General features: G+C 67.1%; 12 protein-coding genes. 10 read left to right on the top strand and 2 right to left on the bottom strand.

The window, feature by feature from the left end; all coding sequences use genetic code 11:
* Nucleotides 1–12: 12 nt before the first annotated feature.
* The 10 genes from AC1DW0_RS02490 (at nt 13) to AC1DW0_RS02535 (ending at nt 12,483) form a co-directional block, all read left to right on the top strand.
* Nucleotides 13–1,602: an XrtA system polysaccharide chain length determinant gene (locus AC1DW0_RS02490; RefSeq protein WP_056195789.1), complete on the top strand. Its 1,590-nt coding sequence runs from the start codon at nt 13–15 to the stop codon at nt 1,600–1,602.
* Between the two features lies 1 nt (nt 1,603).
* The gene (locus tag AC1DW0_RS02495) at nt 1,604–2,593 is read left to right on the top strand and encodes an XrtA-associated tyrosine autokinase (RefSeq protein WP_056195792.1); all 990 of its coding nucleotides are present in this window, start codon (nt 1,604–1,606) and stop codon (nt 2,591–2,593) included.
* Nucleotides 2,574–4,121 (top strand): TIGR03016 family PEP-CTERM system-associated outer membrane protein, encoded by a 1,548-nt coding sequence (locus tag AC1DW0_RS02500; RefSeq protein ID WP_477944799.1) that lies wholly within the window; start codon nt 2,574–2,576, stop codon nt 4,119–4,121. Before AC1DW0_RS02495 ends, AC1DW0_RS02500 begins: the two co-directional genes overlap by 20 nt.
* 1 nt (nt 4,122) lies before the next feature.
* Complete coding sequence (locus AC1DW0_RS02505) at nt 4,123–5,220, top strand: XrtA/PEP-CTERM system-associated ATPase (protein WP_056195797.1); 1,098 nt, start codon at nt 4,123–4,125, stop codon at nt 5,218–5,220.
* A 13-nt stretch (nt 5,221–5,233) separates the two neighbouring features.
* The gene (locus AC1DW0_RS02510; RefSeq protein ID WP_457322867.1) at nt 5,234–6,127 is read left to right on the top strand and encodes an XrtA system polysaccharide deacetylase; all 894 of its coding nucleotides are present in this window, start codon (nt 5,234–5,236) and stop codon (nt 6,125–6,127) included.
* Nucleotides 6,128–7,177, top strand: coding sequence for a FemAB family XrtA/PEP-CTERM system-associated protein (locus tag AC1DW0_RS02515; protein ID WP_457322866.1), 1,050 nt, complete (start codon nt 6,128–6,130; stop codon nt 7,175–7,177). It abuts the gene before it with no gap.
* Between the two features lie 10 nt (nt 7,178–7,187).
* Complete coding sequence (locus AC1DW0_RS02520; protein WP_457322865.1) at nt 7,188–8,381, top strand: TIGR03087 family PEP-CTERM/XrtA system glycosyltransferase; 1,194 nt, start codon at nt 7,188–7,190, stop codon at nt 8,379–8,381.
* Complete coding sequence (xrtA, locus tag AC1DW0_RS02525) at nt 8,378–9,937, top strand: exosortase A (RefSeq protein ID WP_457392820.1); 1,560 nt, start codon at nt 8,378–8,380, stop codon at nt 9,935–9,937. The genes AC1DW0_RS02520 and xrtA overlap by 4 nt, the downstream gene beginning before the upstream one ends.
* 42 nt (nt 9,938–9,979) lie before the next feature.
* Complete coding sequence (locus AC1DW0_RS02530; RefSeq protein WP_457355979.1) at nt 9,980–11,260, top strand: nucleotide sugar dehydrogenase; 1,281 nt, start codon at nt 9,980–9,982, stop codon at nt 11,258–11,260.
* A gap of 110 nt (nt 11,261–11,370) precedes the next feature.
* Nucleotides 11,371–12,483, top strand: coding sequence for a TIGR03088 family PEP-CTERM/XrtA system glycosyltransferase (locus tag AC1DW0_RS02535; RefSeq protein WP_235531935.1), 1,113 nt, complete (start codon nt 11,371–11,373; stop codon nt 12,481–12,483).
* Here AC1DW0_RS02535 and AC1DW0_RS02540 read toward each other — a convergent pair.
* Both AC1DW0_RS02540 and AC1DW0_RS02545 read right to left on the bottom strand, forming a co-directional pair.
* On the bottom strand, nt 12,438–14,081 hold the full coding sequence (locus tag AC1DW0_RS02540; RefSeq protein ID WP_477944802.1) for a hypothetical protein: 1,644 nt from the start codon (nt 14,079–14,081) through the stop codon (nt 12,438–12,440). The two genes, AC1DW0_RS02535 and AC1DW0_RS02540, sit on opposite strands and share 46 nt — an antisense overlap.
* Nucleotides 14,078–15,085, bottom strand: coding sequence for a glycosyltransferase family 2 protein (locus tag AC1DW0_RS02545; RefSeq protein WP_457355976.1), 1,008 nt, complete (start codon nt 15,083–15,085; stop codon nt 14,078–14,080). The genes AC1DW0_RS02540 and AC1DW0_RS02545 overlap by 4 nt, the downstream gene beginning before the upstream one ends.
* Nucleotides 15,086–15,095: the final 10 nt, after the last annotated feature.

Raw genomic sequence — 15,095 nt, forward strand, 5'->3', positions numbered from 1 at the left:
AGACTGTTCCCCATGGAATTGCTGATTGGTCAGCTTCTGATCATCGTCCGGCGGATGTGGAAATACCGCTGGGTCGGCCTGGTCGTGGCCTGGGTGGCCGGGCTGGTCGGCGCCGTGGTGGTGTTCGTGCTGCCTGACCGCTACGAGGCCAGCGCCCGCATCTACGTGGACACCCAGTCCATCCTGAAGCCACTGATGTCCGGCCTGGCCGTGCAGCCCAATGTCGAGCAGCAGGTGATGATGCTGAGCCGCACGCTGATCAGCCGGCCCAATGTCGAAAAGCTGGTCCGCATGGCCGACCTGGACTTGAAGAACCAGTCCAAGGCCCAGCAGGAATCCACCATCGAGACGGTGACGAGCAATCTGTCCATCCAGAGCAGCGGGCGGGACAACCTCTACATCCTCGGCTACCGCGACAGCGATCCGGAAACGGCCAAGCGTGTCGTGCAGGCGCTGGTGTCGATCTTTGTCGAATCCAGCCTGGGCCAGACGCGCGTGGGCACCTCGACGGCAACGACCTTCATCAACGAGCAGATCAAGTCCTATGAGGCCAAGCTGGAAGAGGCCGAAACACGGCTCAAGGAATTCCGGCTCAAGAACCTGTCCAATATGTCGGGCGATGGGAAGGACTCCGCGGCTCATATCGCGGAGTTGAGTGGCCAGCTGGAGCGCGCCCGCCTGGAGTTCCGCGAAGCTGTCAATGCGCGCGATGCCGCCAAGGCCCAGCTGGAGGCCGAGAAGGCCCGCGGCGGCGCCCAGACGACGGCCCAGAGCCTGATTCAGGAATCCAACGCCAACGTCAGCACGCCTGAACTCGATGCCCGCCTGGCGGAGCATCGCCGCAGCCTCGACGCCTTGCTGCAGCGCTACACCGACCAGCACCCCGACATCATCGCCACGCGCAAGCTCATCAAGGATCTCGAGGAGCAGAGAAAGCGCGAGCTCGCCGAGCTGCGCAAGGCCGCCATGAATGTCCCGACGGCTTCCGTGGGCCAGAACAGCGGCAGCCTGGCCACGCAGGAACTGGTGCGCGTCCTGGTGACGACCGAAGTCCAGGTCGCGGCCCTGCGCGCCCGCGTCGACGAATACTCGGGGCGCTACTCTCAGGCCCTGGTGGCGCTGAAGACGGCGCCTCAGGTTGAGGCCGAGGCTGCCCAGCTGAACCGCGACTACGCGATTCACAAGAAGAACTACGAGGATCTGGTGCAGCGCCGCGAACAGGCGTCGATCTCCGGCGAGCTTGATGTGGCGTCCGGCGTGGCGGACTTCCGCGTCATCGACCCGCCGCGCGCCAATCCCAAGCCGGTCGCGCCGAACCGCCTGCTGCTGCTCGCCGGTGCAATGGCGGCGGCCCTGGGCGTCGGCCTGTTCACGACCTTTGCCGCCAGCCAGCTGCGCCCCGTCTTCCATGACGCGAACGACCTGCGCACCCGCGTGGAATTGCCCATCCTGGGTGTCGTGACGCGGCTTGTGACGGATGCTGATCGTGCCCGCCAGCGCGTCGACCTGATTCGTTTCTCAGCGGGGGCCGGAGGGCTGCTGGCGATGTTCGCCGTCGCATTGACGGTCTTGGCTGTGCAACTGAGCCGGCAGGTGGTTTGACATGACGAGCCTGATTGAACAAGCCGCCAAGCGGCTCGAGCAACTGCGCCAGGCCGGCGTTGTGCTGCCCGGCGACGAGCAGGCGCAGCCAGCGGCGGCGCAGCCGCCGGTCGTCGCGCCCTTGGCCGCGCCCGCCGCCGCTTTGCCTGCGCAGCCGCAGGCAGAGCCTCGGCCCCATGTGGGCATCTCGGTCCTGGACGATGGGCTCCATCCGTCGTCCAAACGCGTGGAGCTGGACGTCGTGGCGCTGGCCGCGCAGGGCTTCCTGATGCCCCACACGCCGCGTTCGCAAACGGGCGACCAGTACCGGGTCATCAAGCGCCCCTTGATCAAGAACGCGATGGGCAAGGGCGCCGCGACGATCAACCACGCCAACCTGATGATGGTGACCAGTGCGTTGGCCGGTGAAGGCAAGAGCTTCACGTCCATCAACCTCGCGCTGAGCATCGCGGCCGAACTGGACAACACGGTCATGCTGGTCGACGCCGACGTGGCCCGCCCGTCGGTGTTGCGCATGCTGGGCCTGCCGCAAGGCCCCGGCCTGCTCGACGTGCTGGAAGAGCGTGTCGAGATGTCCGAGGTGCTGCTGCGCACCAATGTCGAGAAGCTGACCATCCTGCCCAGCGGCACACCCCACCCGCGTGCGACCGAACTGCTGGCCAGCGACGCCATGCGCCATCTGCTGGACAACATGGCCAAGCGCTATCCCGACCGCATCATCATTTTCGATTCGCCGCCGCTGCTGCTGACGACGGAGTCACGCGTACTGGCTTCGCACATGGGCCAGATCGTCATCGTCGTCCATGCCGAGAAGACGGCGCAGAGCGCCGTCCAGCAGGCCCTCGCCGCCATCGAAACCTGCCCGGTCAAGATGATGCTGCTCAACCAGGCCAGCCCCAACGCTGCCGGTGGTTACGGCTACGGGTATGGCTACGGTTACGGATACGGCTACGGCTACGGATATGGCAGCAATGACTCGGCTCAGACCTGAGCCGCGCCATCTGCCTCTGGCCCTCGCCCTTTGTGCGATCGCGGCTCACGCCCAGCAGGGAGACGCTGCTGCTGGTGCCGGCGGTGGCGCCATCCAGCCTCGCATCGGCGTGTCACTGAGCTGGACCGACAACCTGCGCCTCGACGATCAAGAAAAGGATGCGGCGGTGATTGCGACGGTGTCCCCCGGCGTCAGCATCGTGCGCAATACGGGTGCGCTGCGCGGCAGCCTGGACTACTCGCTGAACGGCGTCACTTACCTGAAGACGACCTACAAGTCCCAGCTGCAGAACGCGCTGACGGCAAACGCCCAGGCCGAGATCATTCCTCGTACCTTCCTTGTCGATGCGCAGGCCAGCATCGGGCAGCAGAACGCGACGGCCTTCGGCTCACAGGCGGCACCCACGCTGGGCTCGCAAGGCTCGGTGTCCGCTTTGGACAACCCCAACCGGCGCGAGACGGGCACCTTGAACGTCTCACCGTTGCTGCACGGTCAGCTGGGTGGATTGGCCAGCGTGGATCTGCGTGGCAATCTTTCGGTTACCGAGGTGCGCGGTAGCGCCCTGGGCGACAGTCACGGCAGCGGTGGTTCCATGCGCATCGCACAGCTCAGCGCTGGCGTGCTGAGTTGGTTCCTTCAGGCGAACACACAGCAGGTACGGCCCAAGGCTGCGTTCTCCAACCGCACCAGCTCGGCGACGGCGGGCCTGAACTACCACCCCAACCCCGACTGGCTCTTCAGCGTCAATGCGGGCCAGGAGCGCAATGATTACCTCAGCCGCAGCGGCGGCGAGCAGAGCGGGCTCACGGGCGGCCTGACCGCCGATTGGACGCCCACGCCGCGTACGCGCGTCAATGGCAACTGGCAGCGTCACAGCTATGGCAACAGCCACGGCCTGAGCTTCGAACACCGCATGCGCAACTCGGTCTGGCGCTTCTCGGACTCCCGCAACGTCACGCTGGGCAACGCTGGCGCCACGGGCGGCGTGCGGACCAACTACGACCTGTACTTCCTGTTGTTCGCATCGCTGGAGCCGGACCCGATCAAGCGCGACACCCTGGTGCGTGCCTATCTGCTGTCACAGGGCTTGTCGCCCGATGCGCAGGCCGCGGTGGGCTTCCTGTCCACCGGGCCGAGCCAGCTGCGCAACCAGATGCTCAGCTTTGCCCTCCAGGGCGTGCGCAGCAACGTGACGGCCACGGTCAGCCGTTCCGTCACCAGCCGCCTGGGGGACAATCTGAACCAGGGCGATCTGGCCAACAACTCGCGCATCGACCAGCGCTCCTATTCGTTGTCGGGCAGCTACCAGCTCACGCCGGTGTCGGGGGTGTCGTTGACGGCTTCGCGCCAGGAGACCATCGGCGACTCCAGCAATCGCCGCACCCAGCTGACCAGCCTAGTGGCCAACTGGAACAGCCGCCTGGGTTCGCGCATCAGCATTCAGCTTGGTGCGCGCCACAGCCGCTTCGAAGGTGTCAGGCCCTATTCCGAGAATGCGGCCTACGCCAACCTGACGCAACAGTTCTGACATGTACGAAGCCTTCTATGGCCTGAGCAGCAAGCCCTTCCAGCTCAGCCCGGACCCGAACTTCTACTACGGCAGCAAGCAGCATCGCCGGGCCAAGGCGTACCTGGACTATGGCGTGCTGCGCAATGACGGCTTCATCGTCATCACCGGCGAGATCGGTGCCGGCAAGACCACGCTGCTGCGCGGCCTGCTGGACAGCCTGAACCGCAGCAACGTCGTCATCGGCAACGTCGTGACGACCCAGCTCGATGCCGAGGACACCCTGCGCATGGTGGGCGCGGCCTTCGGCGTGCGCGTCAAGGATGCGCCCAAGTCCGAGCTGCTGATGACGCTGGAAGCCTTCTTCGTCAACCAGGTCACCCAGGGCAAGCGCTGCCTGCTCATCGTCGATGAGGCGCAGAACCTGACGGCCCGCGCGGTCGAGGAGTTGCGCATGCTGTCCAACTTCCAGTTTGCCAACCAGTCGCTGCTGCAGACCTTCCTCGTCGGCCAGCCCGAGTTCCGCGGCATCCTGCAGAAGCCCGAGATGGAGCAGTTCCGCCAGCGCGTCGCGGCGACCTGCCACATCGGCCCGCTGGACGAGGACGAGACCCAGCGCTACATGGAGCACCGCCTGAAGTGCGCGGGCTCCGCCGGCAAGCCGACCTTCGACCACGACGCCTTCCCGGCCATCCACAAGGCCAGCAACGGCATCCCGCGCCGCATCAACCGCCTGTGCGACCGCCTGCTGCTGCTGGGCTTCATGCAGGGCCGCAGCCATCTGACGCTGGCGGACGTGAAGGAAGTGCTGCGCGACATCGCCCAGGAGAGCGAGATCCCGCGCCACAGCGACGTCAGCCCGCTGGACAGCACGCCAGCCAAACTGCCCGACAGCCGCCCCGGTGCGCTGGACAGTGCACCTGGCGCACTGGACGTGTCGAGGCTGAAGTTGAGCGTCGCCGAGGTCGATGGCCTGTCCAGCGAGATCGCGGCCCTCAGCGCCGATCACCACACCGACCGCCTGCAGCGCCTGGAGCGCAGCATGATGCGGCTGGAGCGCATCAATCTCCAGACGCTGGCGCTGCTGCAGAAGCTGGTGGACGCCGTGAAGCAGCACTGATGGAGTTCCGATCATGCTGATGCCCACCAAGACCCCGGCCCTGCGCAATGCGATGAGCATTGACGTGGAGGACTACTTCCAGGTCTCCGCCTTCGCGCCCTACATCAAGCGCGAGGACTGGAACGGCCTGGAATGCCGCGTCGAGCGCAATATCGAGCGCATCCTCGCGCTGCTGGCCGCCAAGCAGGTCAAGGCCACGTTCTTCACGCTGGGCTGGATCGCCGAGCGCTACCCGCAGGTGGTGAAGGCCATCGTGGCCGGCGGGCACGAACTGGCCAGCCATGGCTATGGCCACGAGCGTGCCAGCGACCTCAGCCCGACGGCCTTCCTGGACGACATCAGCCGTGCCAAGAAAATGCTCGAGGACCTGGGCGGCGTGCCCGTCATCGGCTACCGTGCGCCGAGCTTCTCCATCGGCAAGGCCAACCTCTGGGCCTTCGACGTGCTGCGCGATGCCGGCTACCGCTACTCCAGCAGCGTCTACCCCATCGCCCACGACCACTACGGCATGCCCGACTCGCCCCGCTTCGCCTACCCGGTGCGCGAGGGCCTGCTCGAGATCCCGGTGACCACCCTGCGCATGGGCTCGCGCAACCTGCCCAGCAGCGGCGGTGGCTATTTCCGGCTGCTGCCCTATGCGCTGTCACGCTGGATGATCCGCCGCGTCAACGAGATTGACGGCGAGCCTGCGGTCTTCTACTTCCATCCGTGGGAGATCGACAGCGAGCAGCCGCGCATCCCCGGCATCAACGCCAAGACGCGCTTCCGCCATTACGTCAACATCCCGCGCACCCACGACCGGATCGCGCGGCTGCTCGGCGATTTCCGCTGGGGCCGGATGGACGAGATCTTCCTCGGCCGTGAGGCCAGCCCGCGCGCTTCGGCGCCCTCGCTGAGCCCGGCCTGAATGAACTCCCCCCTTCGCATTGCGCGCCTGGCCGCGCAAGACAAAGCCTTGTCCGCGCGCTGGGACGCCTTCGTCTTCGCCCACCCGCAAGCGACCTTCTTCCACCGCAGCGGCTGGCTGCGCATCATCCAGTCGGTGTTTGGCCACAAGGGATTCTTCCTCTACGCCGAGCGAGACGGTGTCATCGAGGGCGTGCTGCCGCTGGCCGAGGTCAAGAGCCGGCTGTTCGGCCACTCGGTCACGAGCCTGCCGTTCGGCGTCTATGGCGGCGTGGCCGCGTTGAACGACGAGGCCACCGCAGCGCTGGAGGCCGAGGCCGAGAAGATCGCGCGAGGGCAGGGCGCCGAGCACCTCGAATACCGCAACCTCGGCCCCACGCGCCACGCCGACTGGCCGCGCCAGGATCTCTACGTGACCTTCCGCAAGGAGATCCTTGCGGAGGAGGAGGCCAACATGCTGGCCATCCCTCGCAAGCAACGAGCGATGGTGCGCAAGGGCATCAAGAACGAGCTCAAGGCCGAGATCGACGCGAATGTCGATCGCTTCTTCGACCTCTACGCCGACAACGTGCACCGCCACGGCACGCCGGCCATGCCCAAGAAGTACTTCCAGGCCTTGCTGGACGAATTTGGCGCGGATGCCGAGGTGCTGACCGTCACGAGCCCCAGCGGCAAGCCGCTGTCGACCGTGCTGACGTTCTACTTCCGCGACGAATGCCTGCCCTATTACGCCGGTGACGATGAAGCGGCACGCGACCTGGCGGCGAACGATTTCAAGTATTGGGAGCTGATGCGCCGGGCCTGCGCCCGGGGCCTCAAGGTCTTCGATTACGGCCGCAGCAAGCAGGGCACCGGCCCCTATGCGTTCAAGAAGAACTGGGGCTTCGAGCCGCAGCCGCTGAGCTACGAGTACCGGCTGTTCAAGCGCGACGCGATTCCCCAGAACAACCCGAACAACCCCAAGTACCAGCTGATGATCAAGGCCTGGCGCAAGCTGCCCATCGGCTTTGCGAACTGGCTCGGGCCCTTCATCGTGAAGAACCTCGGGTGAACGTCGGATCATGAAGATCCTCTACCTCGTCCACCGCCTGCCTTACCCGCCCAACAAGGGCGACAAGGTGCGCTCCTACCATCTGCTCAAGCACCTGGCGGCGAGGCACGAGGTCCATCTCGGCACCTTCCTCGACGACCCCGATGACGAGCAGCACCTGCCGCGCGTGCGCGCGCTGTGCAAGAACGTGCATGTGGCGCGCCTGAACCCGCGCTCGGCCAAGCTGCTGAGCCTGCGCGGCCTGCTCAGCGGCGAGGCGCTGAGCCTGCCGTACTACCGCGACGCCGGCCTGCAGGCCTGGGTGGACGACGCCGCGGCCCGTGTCGGCTTCGATGCCGTCGTCGTCTTCAGCGGCGTGATGGCGCAATACACGCACGGCCTGAAGGGCGTGAAGACGCTGGTGGACTTCGTCGACGTCGACTCCGCCAAGTGGCGCGATTACGCACCCGAGCATGCCTGGCCGATGTCCTGGCTCTACCGCCGCGAGTTCGCCAAGCTGCTTGGCTTCGAGCAGCGCGTGGCAGAAGGCGCCGCCTGCAGCTTCTTCGTCACCGACAACGAAGTCGCGCTGTTCCGCGCGTTGAGCCCCGGCCATAAGCTACGCCTCGCGGCCCTGGGCAACGGCGTCGATGCCGATTTCTTCACGCCGGACGCGGCGCGCACCAACCCGTTTGCGTCCGGCGAGCTGCCGCTGGTGTTCACTGGCGCCATGGACTATTGGCCCAACGTCGACGCGGTGACCTGGTTCGCCAGCGACATCCTGCCCGCGCTGCGCGAGCGCTTTCCGGCACTGCGCTTTCACATCGTCGGTCGCAGCCCGGCGCCCGCCGTGCAGGCGCTCGCTGGCGACACCATCAACGTGACCGGCACTGTGCCCGACGTGCGACCGTATCTGCAATACGCGGCCGCGGTTGTTGCGCCGCTGCGGCTGGCACGTGGCATTCAGAACAAGGTGCTGGAGGCGATGGCCATGGCACGTCCGGTTGTCGCAGCCAGTACCTGCGTGCGTGCGATCGCGGCGGGTGTGCAGCCTGGGCTGCAGCCGGCCGATACCGAAGCGGACTACGCCGAACGCCTCGGCGCGCTGCTTTCCAATCACGAGGCTGCCAATGCGGCCGGCCGTACGGCGCGCGACTTCGTGCTCGGCGCCTACAGCTGGGACGCCCATCTGGCTGGCCTGGACCGCTACCTGGAGGTTGCTTGATCACCCTGCCCAAGCCCTGGCGACTGCCCCTGCTCGGCCTGGCCCTGGCCTGGGGGCTGCTCGCGATCCTGTATTTCGCGACCGGCGCCGCCATGGTCGAGATCTGGAACCGTTCCGAGACCTTTGCCCATGCCTGGGTGGTGCCGCCAATCTCGGCCTGGCTGGTCTGGCGTCGGCGCGCCGAGCTGGCGTCGATCACGCCGCGGCCAGCGCCCTGGTGGTTGCTGGCCTTGCTGCCCCTGGGCCTGCTGTGGCTGATCGGTGACCTTGCCGCCGCCAATGCCGCAACTCAATTCGCGTTGCTCGGCATGGCCGTGGCCCTGGTGCCTGCGCTGATCGGCACGCAGGCCGCCGGGCGCATTGCCTTCCCGTTGGGCTTCCTGTTCTTCGCCGTGCCTTTCGGCGACTTCCTGACGCCTTGGCTGATGGAGCGCACGGCCGACTTCACCATCGTTGCCCTGCGCGCCACCGGCATCCCGGTGTTCCGCGAGGCGCTGCAGTTCGTCATTCCGTCGGGCTCGTGGTCCGTGGTGCAAGCCTGCAGCGGCATCCGCTACCTGATGGCCTCGGTCATGGTGGGCACGCTGTTCGCCTACTTGAATTACCGCACGACCGGCAAGCGGTGGGCCTTTGTGGGCGTGGCCATTGTTACGCCGCTGGTGGCCAACTGGTTGCGCGCCTACATGATCGTCATGCTGGGCCATCTTTCGGGCAACAAGCTCGCCGTGGGCGTAGACCACATCATCTACGGCTGGGTCTTCTTCGGACTCATCATGCTGGCGATGTTCATGATCGGGGCGCGCTGGTCGGACCCCGACCCCGAGCCCGTGCTGGCCTCGCCGGATGCGGCCGGACTGGGGCTGTCGCCTACGCGCTTCGCGACGGTCCTGGTGGCGGCGCTGCTGCTGGCGGCCCTGCCTTCGGGCATGCGGGCCCAGGCCGCGCACTCGGGTGCCCATGGCGAGCCCAGCCTTGCAGCGCCTCAACTGGCGGGCTGGACCTGGTCGCCCGAAGCGCTGACCAACTGGAACCCCCATTTCAAGAACCCCAGAGCGGTCCTGCGTGGCCGGTTCGCGCCCGCCACTGGCGACGCGCCGGTGGGGGTCTATGTCGGCTATTACCGCGACCAGCGTTATGGTCGCCAGCTCGTCACCTCAGTCAACGACCTCGTCAATGACGAGGACGACAAGGAATGGTCGCGCACGGGCGCCGGCCAGGCACAGCTGGACGGCCTGACCTGGCGCACCGGGGAGCTGCGCGGCCAGGCCCTGAACCAGGTCAGCGGCGGCGGCAACATGGCGCCGCGGCTGCGCGTCTGGCAGATCTACTGGATCAACGGCCGGCCCTTCACCAGCGACTGGCAGGCCAAGCTTTATGGCGCCTGGCAGAGTCTGCTGGGCCACGGCGACGATGCGGCGGTCATCCTGGTCTATGCCGACAAGACCGTCGCCGGCGCTGATGACGCCCTGCTGCGCGAATTCCTGCACGCGCACTGGGGCAGTCTGGACACCGCTTTGCGCGGGGTGCGCGACCGCGACGCCGCGCGCCAGCAGTGACAATCACGCGCCTTCAAAAATCACAGCAACGAGAAACGATCCATGAATACGCTCGCAGTCATCGGCCTGGGCTACGTGGGCCTGCCCCTGGTGGTGGAGTTCGGCAAGCAGGTGCGCACCATCGGCTTCGATATCGCCAAGAACAAGGTGGAAGCCTGCCAACGCGGCACCGACCCGAGCCGCGAGCTGACGGACGAGGAAGTCCAGGCGGCCAAGCACGCCGTCTACACCGACGATCCCAAGATGCTGGCCGAGGCCGACGTCATCATCGTCGCCGTGCCCACGCCGGTTGACGAGGCCCACATCCCCGATTTCCGCCCGCTGATCGGCTCCTCCACCAGCGTCGGCCGCCACATGAAGAAGGGCGCCATCGTCGTCTACGAGAGCACGGTCTACCCCGGCGCCACCGAGGAGGTCTGCATCCCCGTGCTGGAGCGCGAATCGGGCCTGAAATGGAAGCAGGACTTCTTCGTCGGCTACAGCCCCGAGCGCATCAACCCGGGCGACAAGGAGCACACGCTCACCAAGATCCTGAAGATCGTGTCCGGCGACACGCCCGAGACCCTCGACACGGTCGCCAAGGTCTACGAGATGATCGTCGAGCCCGGCGTGCACCGCGCGTCCAGCATCAAGGCCGCCGAGGCCGCCAAGGTCATCGAGAACACGCAGCGCGACCTCAACATCGCGCTGATGAACGAGCTGTCCATCATCTTCGACAAGCTCGGCATCGACACCTCCGAGGTGTTGGAGGCGGCCGGCACGAAGTGGAACTTCCTGAAGTTCAAGCCGGGGCTGGTCGGCGGCCACTGCATCGGCGTGGACCCCTACTACCTGACGCACAAGGCCGACATGCTGGGCTACCACCCGCAGGTCATCCTGGCTGGCCGTCGCATCAACGACGGCATGGGCAAGTTCATCGCCGAGCAGACCATCAAGCAGATGATCGCCAGCGGCAGCCCGGTGAAAGGCGCGCGCATCAACGTGCTGGGCCTGACCTTCAAGGAGAACTGCGGCGACCTGCGCAACTCCAAGGTCATCGACATCATCAACGAGCTCAAGACCTACGGCGTCGAGATCTTCGTGACCGACGCCCAGGCGGAGGCCGATGAGGCCATGCACGAGTACGGTGTGCGCCTGATGCCCTTCGAGGACCTGCCGCAGGCCGATGCCATCGTGGCCGCCGTGTCGCACCGCGAGTACGCCGGCCTCAGCGCCGCGGACATTGGCAAGAAGCTCGTCAAGGGCGGCGCCTTCATCGACGTGAAGGCCGCCTTCGACGCCAAGGCGCTGGTGGACGCGGGCTTCCGCCTCTGGCGCCTGTAAGGATGGAGCCCCCACGCGTGCTTCGCACGCTGCCCCCCGAGGGGGCGCGTCAGCGCCTACGGGCGGCCGGGCGGCGCTGACCTGTGCAAGCGGACCTGCGACCCCTGGTCGTGCACCTACTGCACCGCTTCGACACCGGCGGGCTGGAGAACGGCGTCGTCAACGTCATCAACCACCTGCCGGCGTTCCGGCACGCGGTGGTGGCGGTGACCGAGATCACTGCGTTCAAGGAGCGGGTGAAAGCGCCCGGCACGCAGTTCATCGCATTGAACAAGCCGCCAGGGCAGGGCTTCTGGCTCTATCCGCGTGTCTACCGGCTGCTGCGCGAGCTGCGCCCCGCCGTCGTGCACACGCGCAACCTCGGCGCGATGGAGTTTCAGCTGCCGGCCTGGGCCGCCCGTGTGCCGCTGCGGGTTCACAGCGAGCACGGCTGGGACGTCAACGATCTCGGCGGCGTCAGCCGCACCAACCAGCGCCTGCGCCGTGTCTACGGTTCTGGCGTGCATCGCTTCGTGGCCTTGTCCAAGGCCATCGAAACCTATCTGACCGGCCCGGTCGGCTTTGCGGCCGAGCGCGTGCAGCGCATCTGCAACGGCGTGGATACGCAGCGGTTCATGCCCGCGGCCGTCCCGCCCGAGGCCTGGCCCTATCGCCGCGGCGAGCATCTTGTCATCGGCGCGGTGGGACGGATGCAGGCCGTGAAGGACCCGCTCAACCTCGTCAACGCCTTCCTGAGCCTGCGCGAGCTTTGCCCGGCCGACTGGCCGCGCTTGCGCCTGGTGATGCTCGGCGGCGGCCCACTGTTCGACGCGGCGCGCGCGCGGCTGGCCGAACGGAGCGCAGCCGATCAGGCCTGGCTGCCCGGCGACCGCAGCGATGTCGCGGCCCTGCTGCCGAACTTCGACATCTTTGCGCTGCCGTCGCAGGCCGAAGGCATCAGCAATACGCTGCTGGAGGCCATGGCCTGCGGCTGCGCGCCGGTCGCGACGGACGTGGGGGGCAACCCCGAACTGGTGGAGAACGACGCGAACGGCCTGCTCGTGCCGGTGCAGGACAGCGCTGCGCTCGCCGCGGCGCTGGCCCGGCTCGTCAACGATGCGGCGCTGCGCCAGCGTCTGGCCGAGGCGTCGCTGGCCCGCGTACGGGCGCAGTTCAGCCTGGACGGCATGATCGCCGCCTATGGGGCCTTGTACGCGTCGGCGGCGCGCGGCCGAAGCTCGTAGGCGGGGAACCCGCCGGCATCAACCGGGCCGCTGATCGCATAGCGCGCCGCCAGGTGTTCGCGCAGCTTGGCGCGCGGCAAGCCGGCCAGCGCCACCTGCATGACCGGGCCGCGCCAGTCCTGCTCGTCCAGCGCACGGAACACCAGCACGCGACCGCCGCGTGCCAGCGCGGCATCGACCTGCGCATCCAGGCGTGCCAGCAGCGCCGCCGTATCGGCCTTGGTGTCGTTCATCTGCACGAGGTCGATGTTGAAGCGCTCGACGCCCGGCGTGTCGAAGAGGCTGCTGTCCGGCTCACCCGGGTAGGCGGCAAAACCCACGTACAAGCCCTGCGGCCCCAGCGCCGCCTGCAGCGCCTGCTGGCGCTCAGCCAGCGCGAAGCGCGCCTTGGGGATGCCGTAGCCGATGAGGTTGACGACCAGCAGCGCCGGCATCGCGACGCCCAGCAGCCACACGTCCAGCCAGCGCCGGCGCAACTGCAGCGCCAGCACCGCGACCGGCATCGTGAACTGGAACCAGTGCTCCGGGTCGTTGAGGTTGTAGTAGTACGAGAAGGCCGCCGCGCCCAGCACAAAGGCCCAGGGTGACAGCAGGCCGGGCTCGGCGCTGCGCAGCGCCTGGCGGGCACCCACGACGGCGATGGCTGCCAGCAGCAGCCCCACCAGCGCCGCCAGCAAAGCCTGGCCCAGCAACGATGGCAGCACCGCATGCACATCGGGCAGCCAGCCCCACATATAGGCCCGGCCCAGCGTACCGAGGGACGGCAGGAAGGCGAAGTTGTTGATGAGGCTGAAGGCGAAGCGGACCGGCATCTCCTTCCAGGAGACCAGCCAGTTCTGCAAGGCCTGCTTCTCCTTCAGGCCACCCAGCGTGAAGCCCAGCAGGTCCTGCGCCTGCGTCGTGCCGGTCTGGCGTGCCATCACATAGGCGGCCAGCAGCAGCGCAAAGCCCACGACGGCCAGTGTGATCGCATAAGGCAGGGTCTGGCGAAGTGCCACCATGAAGCCCCGGCGGCGTGCACCGCGGATCAGCATGAAGAGGGCCAGCAGCAGGGCCTGGGGCAGTACGCTGACGAGCAGGTTCACGCCCACGCCCGACCAGGCCGCGCTTGCGATCATGTCGCGCGTGCCGGGCTGGCCGGCGGCCTCGGCGCGTTCCCAGCGCAGCGCATGGTGCAGGGCCAGCGCCAGCGGCGGGAACACCATCAGCTTGATGTGCGCCGTGGGGCCGAGGGTCAGGAGATTGAAGCTGACCGCGACGAAGACGACGGCGGCGACGCTCTTCAGCATCGAATGGCCGGCCTCCCGCAGCGTCGCGAAGAACACCGCGCAGCCCCAAGCCACCGAGAGGACATTGATGGCCTCGAGCGTGTGGTTCACGCCGAGCACGCCGCCGCTGGCGCGGTACAGCAGCATGGCCAGCGGCTGCATCCACAGGTGCCCCAGGTCCCAGAAGAAGCTGTTGGCACCCAGTTCGTGCCAGTAGCGGTCGACGTCATCGACCTTCAGCGCCGAGCACAGCCAGGCGTAGGCCAGCGCGACCGCCAGGCCGACGCCCAGCAGCTGTAGCGGGCGGGCGCGTTGCGCCGTGCCGCTCACTTCTGGCCCCAGTGGCCCGAAATGGCCTCCACATGGAAGCGCGGGCGCTGCTTGCTGGCCTCGTAGACCTTGGCGAGGTACTCGCCGATGACGCCCAGGCTGAGCAACTGGATGCCGCCGAGCAGATACATCGGGATTACCGTGGACGCCCAGCCGGGCAGGGCGACCTCGGTGAACAGCCTGATGAACAACGCCCAAAGACCGAAGGCCACGCTGACGAGTGACACCATGGCGCCCAGGCCCGTGATGGCCCGCAGTGGTGCGGCGGAGAACGATGTGACGCCCCGCCAGGCCAGGCTGAGCATCTTGGATAACGGGTATTTGGATTCGCCGGCAAAGCGCTCGGCGCGGTCGAAGCTGACGACGCTGCTGGGGTAGCCGAGTTGGGGAATCATGCCGCGCAGGAAGAGGTGGGTTTCCTCATAGTTGCGCAGCGCCTCCAGCGGGCGGCGCCCCATCAGCCGGTAGTCGGCGTGGTTGAAGACGACCTCGACGCCCATCATGGCCAGGACCTTGTAGTAGCCCTCCGCCGTGAAACGCTTGAAGAAGGTGTCGGTGTCGCGGCGGCGGCGCACGGCGTAGACCAGTTCGTCGCCATTGCGGAAGGCGCGGATCATGTCCGGGATGATGGACAGGTCGTCCTGCAGGTCGGCGTCAAGGCTGATCAGTGCGTCGCCGCTCACCGTCATCAGCCCGCACAGCAGCGCGTTCTGGTGGCCGCGGTTGCGGCTGAGCTTGATGCCACAGGCGTCATCGCGCTCGCGGCCCAGCGTCTCGATGAGGGCCCAGGTGCCGTCGCGGCTGCCGTCGTCGATGTAGTAGGCCGAGCTGGCCGCGGCGATCAGGCCTTCGGCTTTGAGCTCGTTCAGCAAAAGCCCCAAGCGGCTGGCCGTCTCGCGCAACACGGCCTCTTCGTTGTAGCAGGGCAGCACGAAGTTGACGACCGGCGCTTGGGCGCCGGCCCAGCTGGCACGGTGGAATTGGGCGGGGTCGATCAGTTCCATGGCGGGATGG

It is taken from the genome of Roseateles sp. P4_D2 (assembly GCF_056401875.1).

What these genes read in the sequence shown, in the direction of transcription:
- AC1DW0_RS02490 (WP_056195789.1), top strand. Translation starts at nt 13, where the DNA reads ATGGAATTGCTGATTGGTCAGCTTCTGATCATCGTCCGGCGGATGTGG.
- AC1DW0_RS02495 (WP_056195792.1), top strand. Translation starts at nt 1,604, where the DNA reads ATGACGAGCCTGATTGAACAAGCCGCCAAGCGGCTCGAGCAACTGCGC.
- AC1DW0_RS02500 (WP_477944799.1), top strand. Translation starts at nt 2,574, where the DNA reads ATGACTCGGCTCAGACCTGAGCCGCGCCATCTGCCTCTGGCCCTCGCC.
- AC1DW0_RS02505 (WP_056195797.1), top strand. Translation starts at nt 4,123, where the DNA reads ATGTACGAAGCCTTCTATGGCCTGAGCAGCAAGCCCTTCCAGCTCAGC.
- AC1DW0_RS02510 (WP_457322867.1), top strand. Translation starts at nt 5,234, where the DNA reads ATGCTGATGCCCACCAAGACCCCGGCCCTGCGCAATGCGATGAGCATT.
- AC1DW0_RS02515 (WP_457322866.1), top strand. Translation starts at nt 6,128, where the DNA reads ATGAACTCCCCCCTTCGCATTGCGCGCCTGGCCGCGCAAGACAAAGCC.
- AC1DW0_RS02520 (WP_457322865.1), top strand. Translation starts at nt 7,188, where the DNA reads ATGAAGATCCTCTACCTCGTCCACCGCCTGCCTTACCCGCCCAACAAG.
- AC1DW0_RS02530 (WP_457355979.1), top strand. Translation starts at nt 9,980, where the DNA reads ATGAATACGCTCGCAGTCATCGGCCTGGGCTACGTGGGCCTGCCCCTG.
- AC1DW0_RS02545 (WP_457355976.1), bottom strand. Translation starts at nt 15,085, where the DNA reads ATGGAACTGATCGACCCCGCCCAATTCCACCGTGCCAGCTGGGCCGGC.